The organism is Bacillus sp. AFS002410, assembly GCF_002556365.1.
Taxonomy (GTDB): domain Bacteria; phylum Bacillota; class Bacilli; order Bacillales; family Bacillaceae_G; genus Gottfriedia.
The window spans coordinates 179780-198307 of sequence record NZ_NUEU01000005.1; the positions used below are offsets into that span (position 1 = coordinate 179780).

Genomic DNA, 18528 nt, shown 5'->3' on the forward strand with positions numbered 1-18528 from the left:
TAATAAGCCAGTAAACGCTCAATTGCAATAGCCTGCACCTGAATGTTTAACTGGCTTACAGATTTTTAAATGTCTAACCCAATTGAGATATATTTAACTTCTAAAAATTCTTCAATTCCAAAATGACCGCCTTCTCTTCCTAGACCACTCTCTTTATACCCACCAAATGGGACTTGAACAGCTGAAGGTAAAGCATCATTTAAACCAATAATTCCGTATTCAAGTGCTTCTGTGATGCGGAATGAACGACTTAAATTCTCCGTATACACATATGCAGCTAGACCATAATTTGAATTATTTGCTCTTTCGATTACTTCTTCTTCCGTTTTAAAAGTAGAAATTGGTGCTAGAGGACCAAAAATTTCTTCCTTCATACATGCCATTTCATCTGTAATTCCAGTTAAAATAGTTGGTGCATAATAGTATCCATTTTCTTCTGAAGGTTTATTACCACTAAAAACAATTTTCCCACCATTTTTAGTAGCATCCTCGACTAATGTTTTTACCTTTTCTAAAGCTGAATGATCAATTAGAGGACCAACATCAACTCCTTCTTCTAAACCATTACCAACTTTTAATTTTTCTAGTTCTTTTGTAAATAGGTCCGTAAATTTTTCAGCTACACTTTCTTGTACATAAATACGATTTGTACAAATACATGTTTGACCTGCATTACGGAATTTAGATTGAACTAAGCCAACTGCTGCCTTTGATAAATCGGCATCATCCATGACGATAAATGGTGCGTTCCCACCAAGTTCAAGAGAAACCTTTTTGACATTTTCTGCTGCACCTTTCATTAGCGTTTTGCCAACTTCGGTAGAACCAGTGAATGTAATTTTCGTTACTCTTGGATCCTTTAACCATACGTCACCAATTTCAGAAGATTTACCAGTAACGACATTAATTACACCTTTTGGAATTCCTGCTTCATGAGCAAGCTCTGCCAGCTTTAATGCTGTTAAAGGAGTTTGAGTTGCTGGTTTAATAACCGTCGTACAACCAGCTGCAAGAGCAGGCGCAACTTTTCTAGTAATCATTGCTGCTGGAAAGTTCCACGGCGTAATTGCTGCTACAACACCTACGGGTTCTTTTCTAACAAGAATTCGTTTATTAGGCTGTGATGCAGGAATTGTTTCTCCATATACACGTTTACCTTCTTCTGCATACCAAGAGACAAAGCCATTTGCATAAACAGTCTCACCTAACGCTTCTTTTACTGGTTTCCCTTGCTCTATTGTCATTAATCTAGCAATTTCTTCTTTCTTTTCGTCAATCAGTCGATACCAATTCATTAATAAATGATATCTTTCTTCTGCAGTCTTTTTTGACCAAGTTTTGAAGGCTTTATGAGCAGCATCAACAGCTAATTTTGCTTCATATGTACCACCTGTTGGAATTGCACCTACAACCGCTCCAGTTGCAGGATTTGTAACCTTTGTATAATATTCATGATCAGTCCCAACCCATGCACCGTCTATATACATAGGGTAGACTTCGTATTTTTCTTTAATTTGGCTCATTTAGTTTACCTCCAATTGAAGTTCTGGAACTAATACAGCCTCGATGGACTCTCTTAAAATATCTAGTCCTTCTTCAAGCTGCTCATCAGTAATCGTTAGTGGCATTAATAAACGAATCACGTTACCAAAAATTCCTGCGCTTAATAACATTAACCCTCTGTTATTTGCTTCTTTTACAATCTTTCCAACTGTAGCTTTATCTGGTGTTTTATCCTTTTTATTTGTGACAATCTCCATCGCACACATTGCGCCAATTCCACGAATATCGCCTATTTGTTCAAATCGTTCTGCCCATTGGTACATTTTCTCATTAACCTTTTCACCAATAACAACAGCTCGATCATTTAATTCTTCTTCTTCAATGATGTCAAGTACTGCTAATGCTGCACGGCATCCAAGTGGACTACCAGAATATGTTCCGCCGATTTCACCACTATCGGAAGCTTCCATTATTTCTTTTCTACCAATTACGCCACTAATAGGTACTCCTGCACCCATTGATTTTGAAATCGTAATTAAATCAGGCTCAACTCCAAAGTGCTCGATCGCAAAGTATTTACCTGTTCTAGCAAATCCAGTTTGAATTTCATCTGCTACAAACAATATGCCATATTGCGTACAAATTTCTCTAACTCTTTTAACAAAATCAAGATCCGGAACAATAAAGCCGCCTTCACCTTGAATCGGTTCCATTACAACAGCAGCAATTGTTTCTGGTGCTACTTCGGCAATTAGGAACTGCTCAAATTGTTCAATGATGAATTTACTATATTCTTTTTCATTCATTTGTTCTGGACGACGATATACGTATGGATAAGGTGCTTTATACACTTCAGGAGCAAATGGTCCAAATCCATATTTGTAAGGCTTAACTTTACTAGTCATTGTCATTGTCATTAAAGTACGGCCATGGAATCCTCTAGTAAACGAAATGATCCCTTGACGCTTTGTATATTTTCTAGCAATTTTCACTGCATTTTCAACTGCTTCTGCACCACTATTAAAAAATGCTACTTGTTTATCGAAATCTCCAGGCGAAATCTCAGCTAGTCTTTCAGCAAGTTGAATATAAGATTCATACATCATGACATTAAAGCCTGTATGAATATAATCACCGGCTTGTCCTTGAAGTGCTCTTACTACTCTAGGATGGGAATGTCCCACATTTAGAGTTCCAATTGCTCCAGCAAAGTCAATATATGTATTGCCATCAATATCCTCAACTAGTGCGCCCTTTGCTTTTTTTACAAAAGCTTCACTATTATTACTAATTGCTTTTGGAACCACTTTATTTCTTCGCGCAAGTAACTCCTGCGATTTCGGACCAGGAATTGACGTTTGGATTTTAACAAATTTTCGATCTGCCATTATTGCACCATCCTATCTATAACGATTTTTTCCGACTGTAATGAAAGCATGTCATGATCTATAATGTCATGACATGCTGGTGAATAAATTAAGCTTGAATAGTAGCTAAAATTTCTTTAAATGCACTTACTACAATATCAACCTCTTCGTAGCTAATTTTTAATGAAGGCTCGATACGAATTGTTTTTGAATTAATTAACGTACCAGCAACTAGGATACCTTTATCAAACATTCCTTTAGAAACTTCATAGCCGATTTCATCTTGATGGAACTCGATTCCGATCATTAAACCTTGACCACGAATTTCTAAAACTTTGTCTTCATGTCCTTTTGCAGCTTCTTTTAATTGATCTAAGAAATATGCTCCAACCTCTTCTGCTCTTTCAGGTAATTTTTCTTCAAGTAATACACTGATTGTAGCAATAGCAGCCGCACATGCTAATGGATTTCCACCAAATGTTGTTGTATGCATAAATGGATTTGGGAACCAGCTTTTGAATACTTCTTCTTTTGCTACTACTGCACCAGCTGGCATAACTCCTCCACCAAATGCTTTAGCAAGACAGATAATATCTGGTACTACTTCATATAAATCAGCAGCAAACATTTTACCTGTACGCCCCATACCTGTTTGAACTTCATCAAAAATTAATAGAGAACCGTACTCATCACATAACTCACGAACTTCTTTTAAGTAGTTTGGAGGAGGAAGAATAATTCCGCCTTCACCTTGAATTGGTTCAAGGATTACTGCTGCAACATCCTCACCAACTAATGCACATGTTTCAAATGTTTTTCTCATCATGTCAATGTCACCAAATGGAACATGACGGAATCCAGGAATTAGCGGTAAAAATGGTTTACGGAACATACCTTTTGCAGTACCTGATAAAGAACCTAAGCTTTTTCCATGGAATGCACGTGTAGTTGAAATAAATGTACTGCGTTCGCTATACATTTTTGCAAGCTTTAATGCTGCTTCTACACTTTCAGTTCCACTATTTGTAAAGAACGAGTATTTTAAATCTCCAGGTGTAATATCAGCTAAAATTTTAGCAAGCATTGCACGTAATGGATCTAATAAATCTTGGCTATGAAGTGCCTGTCTTTTTAACTGATCAGTAACAGCTTTGATAACTTTTGGATGGCGATGTCCAACATTATAAATTCCAAATCCGCCTAAACAATCAATATACTCTTTTCCATTTACATCCTTAAAGCATGAACCGCTATCAGACCACTCAACAGAAGCAAATTGACCGCCTTCAGTAACTGTTTTACGGTAAGCAAGGAAACCTGGATTTACATGTTCTCTAAAACCATCAACTGTTTCTTTTGTGATCCACGCAGCATCTTCTTCTGTAACAGTCTCTTTTTCTATTAAACTTAAAACTTTATTAATGTACTCAGTTACGTTTGTTTCTCCACTTTTTAATTCGTTTTTTAAATTGATACTCATTTTGTCCACTCCTATAGTCGTTTTTATTGTTTTTTGTTTTCACTTAAATTTTGCCTATATTATTCTGCAAACCAGCCAATTGGTTCAACTTGTAAATTAATATTAATTTGCTTAATCTCTTGGAATTCTTCTAACCCAAATGTACCTAGGCTACGTCCTACACCACTTTGTTTGTATCCACCCCAAGGCGCTTCATTATAAGTTGGATGATAGGCATTGATCCAAGTAATCCCTGAACGTAGCTTTTTAATGACTCTTAAAGCTTTCGCTCCATCTTTACTAAATACTGCACCTGCTAAACCATAAACAGTTCCGTTTCCTAGTTTTATTGCTTCCTCTTCAGTTTTAAACTTTTGAATACATACTACAGGGCCAAAAATTTCTTCTTGAACGATTCGCATATTTTGTTCAACATCCACAAATACAGTTGGTTCAACAAAGTATCCCTTTTCTAACCCATCTTTTTCGATACGATTTCCGCCGCAAGCAACTCTTGCGCCTTCATCTTTACCAATTTGTACATAGCTTAAAACTTTTTCTAAATGCTCTTTACTAACAAGTGGACCCATTTCATTTTCTGCTACATTTCCAGGGCCTACTTTAATTTTTTTAGCACGCTCTACAAATCGATCAACGAAGCGATCATAAATTGATTCTTCAACTAAAATCCTTGAACCAGATGAACAAACCTGACCCGAACCTGCATAAATTCCAAATAGTGCATAATCTACTGCCGTTTCAAAGTCTGCATCAGCAAAAATGATATTCGGAGATTTCCCACCAAGCTCTAGTGACACTTTTTTCATCGTATCAGCCGCTGTTTTCATGATATGTTTACCTGTTTTTGTTCCACCCGTGAATGAAACCATGTCTACATCAGGATTGGCAGCGATTTCATTTCCAACCACTGGTCCTGCACCCATCACCATATTTGCTACACCATGCGGCAGACCAACCTCTTCAAAAATCTCAAATAATTTCTTAGGAGTTACTGGTGTTACTTCTGAAGGTTTAAAAACAATCGAATTACCTGCCGCTAGTGCAGGAGCAATCTTCCAAACACTCATTAATAGTGGGTAGTTCCAAGGAACAATCAATCCACAAACTCCGATCGGTTCACGTACAACCATAGCTTGCATTGGATCTGCTACATGATAAGTAAATCCGTCTGGCTTCGTAATTAAACCTGCATAATAACGGAAGCATGCTGCTGCATCAGCCACATCATAGCCCGCTTCACGATTCGTTTTCCCATTATCTAATGTTTCAAGTTTTGTTAATTCCTCTTGGTATTCTTCTATTTTGTCCGCTATTTTAAATAAGTAAGTTGCTCTTTCTTGAGCAGATAAATCAGACCATCTTCCATCATTGAATGCTTTACGAGCAACATCAATTGCTTCTTTCGCATCTTCAATCGTTCCTTCTGGTGCATATGCGATGATTTCTCCAGTTGCTGGGTTAATAACAGGGCGTTTCTCATGATTGCTAGAATCTTTCCATTCACCATTTATAAACATCTTTAAATCAATTGTTTTAAATTGAACATCGACCATTGTATATAAACCCTCCTTAATTTCTTAACAATTTAATAGTTTGCAAGAACTGTGCCAACTTAAATAATGCTAATTTACAAGGTTTTTACTGAATACTTTGTACAATTATTATTCAATTTTGCATAACGCTATTCCACTTTGCATAATCTTTGAAATTCGTTAGTTTATTAAGGTTCAATTACTTTTTAAATGATTTTTTAAAATACGATTAGTTTAAACCGACATATTGCGAAAATTCGTTGCATAGGCTAGAACACTATGAAAGGAGGAGATTAATATGTTACTTGCTGGAACGTGTATTGCAGTGGGACTCATTATGATCTTCATGGCATTTGGGATTGCAAGGGATCAAATTAGAATGACTGAAGTGATTGAAAGTCATAATGAAAATATAGGGGATTTAGAGAAATAAACGCACAAGTTCCGCTTCACTCTGTCGAAAAAGTCGACAGTTTTTTATTTATTATGGACACGAAAACCCTAGACTAGGCCTAGGGTTCTAAAAAGCTTAAAGCGTGGTATTAAAAGAATCCCTCCGTATGCTAAATATCAGCATACGGAGGGATTTTTATGTCAAAAGATAGTAATTATCTAGCAAATACAACACACCTTAATCAACGACGGACATATATCCTCATGTTTTTCATCGGATTGCCATCATAATTCAGCGCAGAAAGTCCTTTATGAACAAAAGTCTGTGGTTTACGAACAAAAGCCACCTATTTATGCACAAATAGCCGCAGAAGTTACTCCATAAATAAATAAGAGTGTAGAGAAATCGTTAAGGATTTCTCTACACTCTTAAAACTCACTTAAATGACATAAAATCATTATTTATGTTTTTTTCATTCATTATTTTTTGATACTTACGACTAACAGAAGATTGACTGATTCCTAAAACCTGCGCAGCTTTTGTTGTTGTTTTATATTGCTTCATCGCAAGTACAATAAGCTGTTCCTCTACGTAATCAATTGCCTCTTGTAAAGGAATTACCTTATTAATTACTGGTTTTGATTTATTAAAGTCATAACTATTTGGCAAGAACTGATTAACATCCTCTGCATTAATAATTTGATCTTCTGCAGAAACGACTAATCGTTCGATAATGTTTTGAAGTTCTCTGACATTACCTGGCCATGAGTAAAATTCTAAAACATTAATCGCATCTGGTGTCAGGTGATAACTCTTATTATATTTTTCATTTAATTGCTGTAAGAAATGGAAAGCTAGTAATGAAATATCTTCAAGTCTTTCCCTTAATGGCGGAATGTTAAGAGGGATTACATTTAAACGGTAATATAAATCCTCTCTAAATGTACCATCCTGAACCATTTTTTCTAATCTCTTATTTGTCGCTGCGATAATTTGAACATTAACTTTAATTGGCTTTGTACTTCCAACCGGAATTACTTCTTGCTCTTGAAGAACTCGAAGCAATTTAACTTGTAAATGCAATGGCATTTCACCAATCTCATCTAAAAATAAAACACCATCATCAGCTTGTTTAAAATAACCATCCTTATTTTGATCTGCTCCCGTAAAAGCCCCTTTAACATAACCAAAGAGTTCACTTTCTAAAAGATTTTCAGGTATTGCACCACAGTTTAGCTTTAAGAATGATTTTGAGGAACGATTCCCTAGTTGGTGAATCGCTTGTGCAATTACTTCCTTACCTACTCCAGATTCTCCGTGTAGTAAAACAGTAGAAGAAAAATCGGCAATTTTTTTTGCTTGATTGATGATTTGCTCCATTTTAGGACTACAATAAATTAGTTTTTTAACAAAACTGTCCTTACTTTTAATATCTTCAAGTTCCCTTTTATATTGCTCAGAGATCTTCTTCATTTCTTTTAATTCTGTTTTAAGTCGTGAAGTTTCTGTAATATCTCTAGAAGCAATAATAATACGGTCAATTTCCATATTCTCGTCAAAAACCGGATTACCTACTGCAAGTACTTTACGTCCATTTATTGTTTCTTGAACAATTGATACTTTTTTCTTCTTTTCTAAAACTAGTTTCGTAACAGAAGGCGTAAAAAGTCCTTGGTTTTCAAATTCTAAAATACTCTTTCCAAGCATTTCCTTTAAATCTACATTCCAAAAACCAGGAATGATATTCTCACTGTAGCGAATTAACTCACCTTTATGATTTACTACAAGTATTTCATCATAAATACTTGATAAAATGGCATTTAAATCTTTATTTAAATCCTTAACATATTCGATTTCAGAAGCCATTTCTTCAACCATTGGAAGATCCTGTACTACAATAACTACGCCTTCAACCTCGTTATCAACAAAAATCGGGCTATAATCAACAAGAATTCCCATATCATCATTTATTTGAATCTGATTAAGAACTGTCTTACCTGTAGAAAATACATTTTCAATTTGTTCACCGCTAAAAATGACTTCTGCTTTTGTATTAATTACCTTTTCTGATGTTGATTTAATCATTTTTAACCCAGCATCATTGCAATTAATTATCACTTTATTTTTATCTACTACAAACGTGCCCATTGGGATCGATGTTAAAATACTCTTTAACAAATCTACACTTTTATTATCCTGTTTGAAAAGCTCGGCCAATATATCTTCACGAAGTATGTAACCTATTGGCGTATCTTCTTCTTTTACAATCGAGATTGGTTCACCAATAATTTGAAATAGATCTGTTATTGAAATTTGCTCACTTACACTACAGACACTATTAATAGATTGAGAAGAGCTCGTAATCTTTGAAATTGCTATATTTTGCTTTTTATTATTTCCTTGAATAATATTATTTAATTGAACATAACCAAAAATTTGATTTTGCTTGCGCAAGAATAAAAAGGGTTCATTTATCTTGGATAAATCGATTTCATCATTTTCTTTAAATTGATCGATATCTACTGTGATGACTGGTCTAATCTGTTTCTCATTTATTGATAGCATTTCTTTCACCCCTTATGTCTAAACAAATATACATTCTTATTTTAGCAGAATTTTTAAATTTATCATAAAAATCTAAAATTATAATTTACTAATCTATTAAATACCATATTTAAAACAGAAAGAAAGGGCAGTCTCTTAAGACGCCCCTTTGCAATTATTAAGTCGTAAATACCTCATTGTTCACGAAAAATTAATTAACTTCCCCAACCCCTGTATTTCTTTTTCCCTCTAAACCAAGTCTTTTAATCGCTAGCTGATACAAATAAGTCCTCTTTAACAAACGCTAGTACCATCCCCGGAACTACCCGATCTCCTTTTACTACTTCTAATGAAACAATTTCACCACTTATTCCTTGATGAATAACTTTCGTAATGCCATCGGATGTTTTTATATAAAATAATGGTTCCCATTCATAAACCCTCGAATCTTTTTGAATAGCTGCTTCCTCGACTGTTCCGTAGTAGTCACAGACGACGACTCCATAATACATAGCGCTCACTCCTTTTAGTAAAAATTAAGCTTCATATTATAACTCGCAAATGTGTCTTGATTGTAAAACCATACTAAAGAAATTTTGAATTTCTAAAATGTCTTCCTCAGCAATTCCGAGTTTTGGAGCCCAATAATGTTCAGAATCAATATCTTCTAAACATAATAACGCCATTTTACTAGATTGAAGTGATGTAACCATTGACTTTCCGTAAAAGTGATTAGAAAAGGCAATTGATAAATCATATCGGTTATTCTGCGTTAATAAACAATAATGGTGTACAAGCTGTCTTTCTGCTGATTCAGAAATAATATCGATCATCTAGATCTCCCCTTTTGTTTAGAATTTTACCCAGCCTCTCAAACGACAAGCTTCAGCGATTTTACGAATTCCTTCAATATAAGCCGCTATTTTCATGTTTACATTATATTTTTGGGATGTTTTATAAACTTTCATAAAGCTATCTGTCATTTTTTCTTTTAATCGTTCATCTACAGTATTCTCTGTCCAATAATAGCCTTGCATGTTTTGACACCATTCAAAATACGAAACAACTACTCCACCTGAGTTAGCTAAAATATCTGGTACAACTAAAATTTCTTTTTGATCAAGAATTTCTAAAGCTTCTTGCGTAGTTGGTCCATTTGCTGCTTCAACAACAATTTTGCACTTTAATTTATCTGCATTACGATTATTAATAACCCCACTAATTGCCGCTGGTATTAAAACATCACATTCCTTTTCCAATAATTCTTGATTTGAAATTGCATTTTTAAATAAATTAGATACAACTCCGAATGAATCTCTGTTATCTAAAAGATATGGAATGTCTAACCCTTTTGGATCATAAACGCCACCAAGAACATCTGAAACACCAACAACCTTTGCTCCAGCTTCGTATAAATATTGAGCTAAATAACTACCAACATTTCCAAATCCTTGCACAATAACCTTCATATTCTTAATTTCGATATTCTTTAATTCACTTATTAACTCAAGGGCATAAAATACACCTTTTGAAGTTGCTGTCTCTCGACCAACTGATCCTCCTAAAGTAATTGGTTTACCAGTAATAAAGCTCGGCGAATCAAATTCTCTAATATGGTCATATTCATCAAGCATCCATGCCATAACTTGCGCGTTAGTATACATATCAGGTGCCGGAATGTCCTTTGTAGGTCCAACAATCTGGCTAACTGCTCTTACATAACCTCTACTTAGCTTTTCAAGCTCATTCATACTTAAAAGTCTTGGATCGCAAACGACACCACCTTTTGCTCCTCCATAAGGTAAATCAGTAATACTACATTTTAAACTCATCCACCCAGCCAATGCTTTTACTTCTTCTGGCGTAACATCTGGATGAAACCTAATGCCACCCTTAGTTGGGCCAAGTGCATCATTATGCTGAGCACGATATCCTTGAAATACTTTCGTCTCACCATTATCCATTTGAACCGGAATACTAAATTCTAAAAATCTCATCGGTGTTTTAAGAAATTCAAATACTTGGCTCGGATAGTTCATTATTCCAATTGCTTCATTTAACGTTTCTCTAAATTCTTGAAGGGAATCATCTATTTCGACCTGCTCACTAATTTTTTCTGTTTGCTCTACTTCAGATAAATTTGAACTCATCTTCTGCACCTCATTAGTTATTTTTAAAAAATTAAATAGCAATTCCTGTGCCAACTTGAATTCCCTTCATCATTTTACAAGTAATATATCTCACAAAAGCTTATTAGAGAGCCATTTAATGGGCTTTATATAATTTTTATAATTCGCTATTGTCTTTGAGAATGAAATTTGGTGGTTGAGTTGGAATATGATTGAATGCATTGATTATTCAGTTTTGCATTATTGATTATTCAGAATTGAATTGCTTGATGTTGATTGGGTGCTCTGATGTGGTGGGGCGCGCTGGCGAGGTGGCTTGCGAACACATTGTGTCATTTGTGCATAAAGCTGTGAACTTTGTTCATAAAGTGGTGGTTTTTGCGCATAAAACGTAGACCATTGTTCATAAGCAAGTGGTTTTTGTGCATAACACGGTCGACACACCTAAAGCAGCTTCAATTCGCAGGATTTTAATATTAAAAATACGAACATTAATTGAACATTGTTGATAAAGTTGTGAACTCGGTTGATATAGTGTTAAAGCTTGTTGATAAGTTGTTAAAACGAACCAATTTGGAATTGGCCATCCAGAAATTTGACCTCTTTTTAAAGAAAAACGTAAAAAAGCCACAAGGAAATCAATTCCCTTGTGGCTGTTCGAAGCATATTATACCGCTGCTTCTTCTTCATATTTAGGTGGAGCAATTTGGAATGCTTTCGTTAAGTAAATTAAATATACTAAACCAATGGAGAACCAAACTGTTCCCATAATTAATGAGCTTTTTTCAATATTAAACCAAAGGATTGCTACTGATGCGGCTCCAATTAGAGGCAAGATAAGGTAAGAAATGTAACCTTTAATTGATCTCTGTTTTCCTCGAATAAAGAAATGATTAATTACTGATAGATTAACAAAAGTAAATGCCATTAGTGCGCCAAAGTTAATTAGTGAAGTGGCTGTTACTAGATTGAAAAAGATTGCTGATAATGAGATCACTCCAACGAAAATTACGTTAAATGCTGGTGTTTTCCATTTTGGATGAACAAATCCGAACCATTTATCTGGGAAAACTTTGTCGCGTCCCATTACATATAGTAAACGTGATACACTCGCATGTGATGCCAATGCAGAAGCTAGTGTATTAATAAATGTTATGCATAAGAAGATTGATTGAAATAATTTACCACCTACATATAGTGCAATCTCTGGTGATGCAGCATCAGGATGCTTAAATCTAGATATGTCAGGATAGTATAATTGGATGAAGAAGGATGTAACTGTAAAGATTACTCCTCCCCAAAGGGCTGTGTAAAGAATTGCTTTTGGGATTGTTTTTGCTGGATTAATCGCTTCTTCTGATAAAGTGGAAACAGCGTCAAATCCTAAAAATGAAAAACATAGAATTGTTGCACCGGTTACTAATGTGCCAAAATGCATTCCCGCACTGAATAATGGTTTTATGCTGAATCCACCATAACCCTCTCCATGATGTAAACCTTGGATTACTAGAACGATAAAGACAACCATAATCACAAGCTGTACTAATACAAAAAGGGTATTGAAATTCGCTAACATATTTATACTTCTTAAATTTAAGAATGTAACTAGCCCTACAAAACCAACTACCCAAATCCAAGTTGGAACATTAGGAAAAAGTGCATTGAGGTAAATTTTAGTTAATAAGGCATTTACCATTGGTAAAAACAAATAATCTAGTAATGATGACCATCCAACAAGAAAGCCTAAGTGACCACTAATTGCTTTCTGAGTGTATGTATAAGCAGAGCCAGCATCAGGAAATACTTTTACAAGTTTACCATAGCTTACCGCCGTAAATAACATTCCAATTAAAGCTACAATATATGCAGTTGGTACATGACCATTAGTTACATGAGATACAATTCCGAATGTGTCGAATACAACCATAGGAGTCATATAGGCTAACCCCATCATAACTACTTGCCATAACTTTAAGGATCTTTTTAACTGTGTTTTATTTTCCACCTATCATATCCCCTTCGTTTTAGATTAAGCGCTTACACCTTTATTTCTACTTCCTTATAATTCTTACTTTTCCGACAGAAACCTCCTTTTTTTGAATATTTAAATAAGTCATTTTATAAAGTTGCAAGTTTTATGCCAAAATATTAATTTTATGTAAACGTTCAATTAAACACTTAATATTACACTGAAAGCATTAAGTATCAATAGAAGAAACTGATTTAGATCTTTTGAAAATTACTTTATCTTCCTGCCTGCACATTATTCAATCTTGCATATATTATTCAAGCTCTCATAATCCTTCTCTCTCTTTTCATGAGAACCCCTATATTCTATTCAATTATATGGACTGGCACGGAAGTTGCTACGCTAACTATAAACTTCCAATCTAAAAATACATAGCTTCTATTAATAATAAAACTTTTAGTTATTAAGACTGACTATAAGTTTAATTATAAGAAAATTCAGTAATTTAATTCGAATTCGGAGGAGATGATTTATGAGTAAACAAGGTTTTGATTCAGATGCTTTACAATCATTTAGCTACAAACAGGAATTACAGCGATCTTTAAAGTTTTTCAGCTCATTTGCAGTTGCGTTTTCATTTATTTCAATTACAACAGGCATTTTTAGCTCCTATAGTCTTGCTTTAGGTGCAGCTGGACCGGCGGGGATATGGACATGGCCATTTGTAATGGTAGGTCATTTACTTGTCGCTTTAATTTTCGCAGATTTATCAAGCAAAATCCCTTTAAGTGGCTACGTATACCAATGGGTCAGCCGCTTAACGAATCGGGGATTTGGTTGGTTTACGGGTTGGGCTGCATTATGTTACTTAATAATTGTTGTACCGACCGTTGATTACGGTGTTGCGCCCATTTTTCTTGATTTAGTCGGTATTAAAAGTACGACTACAGTACTTACAACGGTTGTGCTAATTACAATCGTGATACAAGCTTTATTAAATATTTATGGGGTAAGAATTGCTACAATCATTAATAATTCCGCCGTGTATACAGAAGTAATTGGATTTATTGGCATTATTATCATTTTAAGTTTTGTCTTATTTTTTAAAGGAGCAGATTTTTCACTATTAACTTACACTGCTCATAAAGTTGGTTCAAACGGAAGTTATTTTACTGCATTTGTACTAGCTGTTGTAATGGGATCCTATACACTAGTAGGTTTTGAAGCAGCCGCAAATCTAGCTGAGGAAACCGTTGATGCTAATAAAACTGTACCTAAAGCCATTGTTTTCTCAATGTTACTAGCAGGGTTAATTGGTTTTATCTTCTTAATTATTATTACATCAGGCATTAAAGATATTAACAGCATCATGGCTTCTACTTCGCCTATTTCTGATATTTTACAATCACGACTAGGTACTGCAGTTGCAGACTTTTTCCTTGCATTAGTAATTGTGTCTATTTTTGCTTGCGGATTAATTATTATGGCTTCTGCTTCTCGTCTTATTTATGCACTAGCAAGAGATAATGTTTTCTTTGCTTCAAATGTATTTAAGAAAGTAGATCAGAAACATAATGTACCGTACAATGCCATTATTTTAGTTTCTGTATTAGGTATCATTGCCGTATTCTATTTTGGGAAACTATCATTATTAATAGGTACTTCTGCGGCACTTCCAGCCATTATTTACTTAATAACTGTAGTCGCTTATGCTACTAAAATTAAAACATTACCGGATTCGGATGGTTTCAAATTAGGAAAATGGCGACTTCCTGTTACAATTCTTGCGATTATTTGGTTAGTATTTGAAGTTGGCATTTTAACACTTCCAAAAGACTTTTTACCAACTACTAAAGTTATACTTTATTTATTCCTTGCTGGGATTGTTATTTATTGGGCTGTATTTCGATCTCGAATTAAAGAAGGCAAAATTGGTATTAATTTGGAGAAGGATTTGGATGTTTAAATAAAATAAGATGTAAGTTTTAATAAGACAAAAGTCGTTCCTCTTTATGGGGAACGGCTTTTAAACCTGTTATGAGTAAAATACAACAATTCTTAAGTGTTATTTAAAAGAAAATGCTCTAAATAATAGATTAATAGAAAAATAACGTACATATCCATAAAAATATGTACGTTATTTCCTTTATCAATTATTAATCAAGTTGAGCACCGTTTGTTTGAATAACATTTTGGTACCAAGAGAATGATTTTTTCTTTTTGCGTTCTAATGATCCGCTTCCATCATCATGCTTGTCAACATAAATGAAACCGTAGCGTTTAGACATTTCTCCTGTTGATGCGCTTACTAGGTCAATACATCCCCATGGAGTGTAACCCATTAGTTCCACACCATCTTCTATTGCTTCCCCAATCGCTTCGATATGGCTGCGTAGGTAGTCGATACGGTAATCATCATTAATCGAACCGTCTTCTTCAATTTGATCGTACGCACCAAGTCCATTTTCTACGATGAATAGTGGTTTTTGGTAGTGATCATATAATTGATTTAATCCAATGCGAAGTCCAGTTGGGTCGATTTCCCATCCCCAATCACTTTCTTTTAAGAATGGATTCTTTACACCTCCAACTAAATTACCTTGGCTATTTTCTTCATTCGTTTTATGTTTTTTCTCAGTGCGTGACATGTAGTAGCTAAGTGAAATGAAATCAACTGATCCTTCTTTGATGATTTCTAAGTCACCGTCTTGAATATCTAAATTAATATCGTTCTCTTTCCAGAAACGTTTTGCAAATGCTGGGTATGCTCCTCTAACTTGTACATCACCACAGTAGTTGTTCCACAAGCGAGACTCTTGTAGAGCATACATTACATTTTCAGGGTTTGAGTCGTAAGTGTAAGTTGGAACATATACAAGCATACAACCAATTTGGCTACCCGGAATAATCTCATGTCCTGCTTTTACAGCTAACGCACTTGCAACAAATTGGTGGTGTAGTCCTTGGAAGCTATCTTGTAATTGTGTTTCTTTACTTTCAGGAGAAAAACCAAGTCCTAATATTGGTAAATGTGTTGCACCATTAATTTCATTAAAAGTTAACCAGTATTTTACTTTGTTTTTATAGTATTCGAATAATGTTTTTGCATAACGATCAAAGAATTCGATTACTTTACGGTTACGCCAGCCACCGTATTCTGTGATTAAGTGCAGAGGAATTTCGTAGTGAGAAATTGTAACAACTGGTTCAATATTATATTTTTTTAGTTCATCAAATACACGGTCGTAGAATGCTAAGCCTTCTTTGTTTGGCTCTAATTCATCACCTTTAGGGAAAATACGACTCCATGCAATACTCATACGATAAGTTTTAAAGCCCATCTCTGCAAAAAGTGCAATATCTTCTTTATAACGATGATAGAAGTCAATTCCATCATGATTTGGATAAACAAATTTTTCATTATTTATTTTAAAATCAAAACCTGGTTCTTGAATAACTTTTAATCTTACTTTTCCACCAGGCATAACGTCTGCTAAATTTAACCCTTTGCCACCTTCTTGATAAGCACCTTCTAATTGGTTTGCAGCAGTTGCTCCTCCCCATAAAAATCCTTCTGGAAATGAATATTTAGTATTTGTCATAATGTCCCCTCCATAATTAATTCTTTATTAAAATATTCTGACTGCTGATTGTAAATTCACCAGTCAGAATCATTTATCTAATTAGCCACAAATAGTTAAAAGTGTTTCATTTTCTTTAATATTTTCTTTATTTACAGCATTTACTTCTGAGTAATTTCTACTGTTTGTAATAATAACTGGTGTTGTAACTTCATAACCTGCTTCTTTAATTTTTACTAAATCAAATTCAACAAGTAAGTCTCCAGCTTTAACATTGTCACCTTGATTTATATATGCTGTGAAGAATTCTCCATCTAATTTAACTGTGTCGATCCCGACATGAATTAAAATTTCAATTCCATCTTCTGAAGTAATGCCAATTGCATGTTTTGTTTTAAATAATGTTGTAACTACCCCATTAACAGGAGAAACAACTTTTCCTTCTTGAGGCTCAATAGCAATCCCTTTACCTAATGCTTCACTAGAAAATGCAGCATCATTTACTTCGGTTAAAGGTACAACTTTTCCTTGAAGCGGGCTTACTACCACATGAACAGCATCTTTATCTAATTTTTTTACTTCATTTACTACCTTTACTTCTTTTTTATCATCTTGCGCTTCTTCAACATCTTCAAATCCGATAAAGTAAGCAGCAATCGTGCCACCAATGAATGCGATTGGTAAACCAATTAAAGCATAAACAAATGTTGATCCAATAAAGAATGGAATACCAGGAAGACCAGCATTACTCGGAATAACGAATAATTTAACAGACATTAATGCGTAATACGCTCCACCTATAGCTCCACCGACTAAAGCCCCAATGAACGGCTTTTTAAGTCTCATATTTACACCATACATAGCAGGTTCTGTAACACCCATTAAAGCTGTCATACTAACTGATAAAGCTAATGATTTAAATGATTTATTTTTCGATTTTAAGAATACTGCAAAAGCCGCACCTGCTTGACCCATATTAGCCATAAACATTGCAGGTAGAATTGTGTCGTATCCTTTTGAACTTAAGTTTCCAACTACGATTGGTAAAAATGCGTAATGCATACCAGTCATAACGATTAAAGAGAATGTACCTCCAAGTAGAAGACCAGCAAAAATTCCAGTATGGGCATATAGGAATGTTACCCCTTTAGAAAGTCCGCCACCAATAACTACACCAAGTGGTCCAACAGCAATTAATGTAATTGGTACCATGATTAGTAAAGTAACAGTTGGTACGATAATTAATTTGACCATGCTTGGCGTTACACGATCAGTCCACTTTTCAACATAAGAAGCGATCCAAACTGCTAATAAGATCGGTATAACAGATGATGCATATGTTACCGCTGTTACAGGAAGACCGATAAAGTGTACTGGTTTCCCAGCACTTAATAACGCTGTAATTGTTGGGTGCATCAAAGCTCCTGCTATGGACACTGCAACAAATTGATTAGAACCAAATTTTTTCGCTGCACTAAATGCTACTAAGAATGGTATGAAGTAGAACGCTCCATCTCCAATTGCATTCATTATTGTATATGCTTGGCTTTTGTCTGAAATCCAATGGAATGTCAAAAGAATAGCAAGAATCGCCTTGATCATACCTGCACCAGTAATTGCAGGTAATATTGGTGCGAATGTTCCAGAAATTACATCAAAAATACTTCCTATAACATTTCCTTTTTTCTTGGTATCACCGTTTGAATTGCTAGTATTTATATTGGCGATCTTATTAATTTCATTAAATACTTTTACAACATCGTTTCCGATGATTACTTGAAACTGAGTTCCGCTTTTATTTACACCCATGACTCCATTAACTGCTTCTAGTTTAGCTTTGTTTTTTTCAGCAATGCTTTCGTCATTTAAATTGAATCGTAGTCTTGTGATACAGTGAATCAAATTCGATATATTTTTTTCTCCACCAACTAATTCGATTATCTCACTAGCCGTTTTTTTATAATCCATAAATACCCCTCCTCAAGTTACGGAAAATTCCAAAAACATGAATATCTCTTCTGAATTGTTA

General features: G+C 34.6%; 14 protein-coding genes. 2 read left to right on the top strand and 12 right to left on the bottom strand.

From position 1 onward, the window contains the following. Positions 1-65: 65 nt before the first annotated feature. The 4 genes from CN692_RS05180 to CN692_RS05195 form a co-directional block, all read right to left on the bottom strand. Complete coding sequence (locus tag CN692_RS05180) at positions 66-1487, bottom strand: NAD-dependent succinate-semialdehyde dehydrogenase (protein ID WP_098118172.1); 1422 nt, start codon at positions 1485-1487, stop codon at positions 66-68. Positions 1488-1523: 36 nt separating this feature from the next. Then, the gene (gene gabT, locus CN692_RS05185; RefSeq protein WP_098118073.1) at positions 1524-2891 is read right to left on the bottom strand and encodes a 4-aminobutyrate--2-oxoglutarate transaminase; all 1368 of its coding nucleotides are present in this window, start codon (positions 2889-2891) and stop codon (positions 1524-1526) included. Positions 2892-2979: 88 nt separating this feature from the next. After that, entirely contained in the window at positions 2980-4350 is a 1371-nt protein-coding gene (locus tag CN692_RS05190) for a putrescine aminotransferase (RefSeq protein WP_098118074.1), read from the bottom strand. 59 nt (positions 4351-4409) lie between these two features. After that, a complete protein-coding gene (locus CN692_RS05195; RefSeq protein WP_098118075.1) occupies positions 4410-5903 on the bottom strand; it encodes an aldehyde dehydrogenase family protein in 1494 nt (497 codons plus the stop codon). A 277-nt stretch (positions 5904-6180) separates the two neighbouring features. On the opposite strand from CN692_RS05195, the gene CN692_RS26600 reads away from it, so the two are divergent. Then, positions 6181-6315 carry a hypothetical protein gene (locus CN692_RS26600; RefSeq protein WP_257131605.1) on the top strand — a complete coding sequence of 45 codons (135 nt, stop codon included), beginning with the start codon at positions 6181-6183 and terminating at the stop codon, positions 6313-6315. Between the two features lie 396 nt (positions 6316-6711). On the opposite strand, the gene CN692_RS05200 is transcribed toward CN692_RS26600, so the two are convergent. From CN692_RS05200 to CN692_RS05225, 6 genes are all read right to left on the bottom strand, one after another. Continuing rightward, entirely contained in the window at positions 6712-8841 is a 2130-nt protein-coding gene (locus CN692_RS05200; protein WP_098118076.1) for a sigma 54-interacting transcriptional regulator, read from the bottom strand. A 242-nt stretch (positions 8842-9083) separates the two neighbouring features. Then, complete coding sequence (locus CN692_RS05205; RefSeq protein ID WP_098118077.1) at positions 9084-9332, bottom strand: hypothetical protein; 249 nt, start codon at positions 9330-9332, stop codon at positions 9084-9086. 36 nt (positions 9333-9368) lie between these two features. Then, on the bottom strand, positions 9369-9653 hold the full coding sequence (locus CN692_RS05210; RefSeq protein ID WP_098118078.1) for an SAV0927 family protein: 285 nt from the start codon (positions 9651-9653) through the stop codon (positions 9369-9371). Positions 9654-9671: 18 nt separating this feature from the next. Next, on the bottom strand, positions 9672-10970 hold the full coding sequence (locus tag CN692_RS05215; RefSeq protein WP_098118079.1) for a Glu/Leu/Phe/Val family dehydrogenase: 1299 nt from the start codon (positions 10968-10970) through the stop codon (positions 9672-9674). 382 nt (positions 10971-11352) lie between these two features. After that, positions 11353-11580 carry a hypothetical protein gene (locus CN692_RS05220; protein WP_098118080.1) on the bottom strand — a complete coding sequence of 76 codons (228 nt, stop codon included), beginning with the start codon at positions 11578-11580 and terminating at the stop codon, positions 11353-11355. Positions 11581-11616: 36 nt separating this feature from the next. Then, positions 11617-12954: an APC family permease gene (locus tag CN692_RS05225; protein WP_218923535.1), complete on the bottom strand. Its 1338-nt coding sequence runs from the start codon at positions 12952-12954 to the stop codon at positions 11617-11619. 496 nt (positions 12955-13450) lie between these two features. Between CN692_RS05225 and CN692_RS05230 the strand changes: the two genes are divergently transcribed. Next, positions 13451-14884, top strand: coding sequence for an amino acid permease (locus CN692_RS05230; protein ID WP_098118081.1), 1434 nt, complete (start codon positions 13451-13453; stop codon positions 14882-14884). Between the two features lie 190 nt (positions 14885-15074). On the opposite strand, the gene CN692_RS05235 is transcribed toward CN692_RS05230, so the two are convergent. Beyond that, complete coding sequence (locus CN692_RS05235; RefSeq protein WP_098118082.1) at positions 15075-16520, bottom strand: glycoside hydrolase family 1 protein; 1446 nt, start codon at positions 16518-16520, stop codon at positions 15075-15077. A gap of 81 nt (positions 16521-16601) precedes the next feature. Continuing rightward, on the bottom strand, positions 16602-18467 hold the full coding sequence (locus tag CN692_RS05240; RefSeq protein WP_098118083.1) for a beta-glucoside-specific PTS transporter subunit IIABC: 1866 nt from the start codon (positions 18465-18467) through the stop codon (positions 16602-16604). Positions 18468-18528 lie beyond the last annotated feature (61 nt).

Excerpts from the sequence above, each read along its gene's own strand:
- CN692_RS05205 (WP_098118077.1), bottom strand. The coding sequence starts at position 9,332 with ATGTATTATGGAGTCGTCGTCTGTGACTACTACGGAACAGTCGAGGAA.
- CN692_RS05235 (WP_098118082.1), bottom strand. The coding sequence starts at position 16,520 with ATGACAAATACTAAATATTCATTTCCAGAAGGATTTTTATGGGGAGGA.
- CN692_RS05215 (WP_098118079.1), bottom strand. The coding sequence starts at position 10,970 with ATGAGTTCAAATTTATCTGAAGTAGAGCAAACAGAAAAAATTAGTGAG.
- CN692_RS26600 (WP_257131605.1), top strand. The coding sequence starts at position 6,181 with ATGTTACTTGCTGGAACGTGTATTGCAGTGGGACTCATTATGATCTTC.
- CN692_RS05195 (WP_098118075.1), bottom strand. The coding sequence starts at position 5,903 with ATGGTCGATGTTCAATTTAAAACAATTGATTTAAAGATGTTTATAAAT.
- CN692_RS05190 (WP_098118074.1), bottom strand. The coding sequence starts at position 4,350 with ATGAGTATCAATTTAAAAAACGAATTAAAAAGTGGAGAAACAAACGTA.
- CN692_RS05200 (WP_098118076.1), bottom strand. The coding sequence starts at position 8,841 with ATGCTATCAATAAATGAGAAACAGATTAGACCAGTCATCACAGTAGAT.
- CN692_RS05180 (WP_098118172.1), bottom strand. The coding sequence starts at position 1,487 with ATGTATATAGACGGTGCATGGGTTGGGACTGATCATGAATATTATACA.
- CN692_RS05230 (WP_098118081.1), top strand. The coding sequence starts at position 13,451 with ATGAGTAAACAAGGTTTTGATTCAGATGCTTTACAATCATTTAGCTAC.
- gabT (WP_098118073.1), bottom strand. The coding sequence starts at position 2,891 with ATGGCAGATCGAAAATTTGTTAAAATCCAAACGTCAATTCCTGGTCCG.
- CN692_RS05210 (WP_098118078.1), bottom strand. The coding sequence starts at position 9,653 with ATGATCGATATTATTTCTGAATCAGCAGAAAGACAGCTTGTACACCAT.
- CN692_RS05240 (WP_098118083.1), bottom strand. The coding sequence starts at position 18,467 with ATGGATTATAAAAAAACGGCTAGTGAGATAATCGAATTAGTTGGTGGA.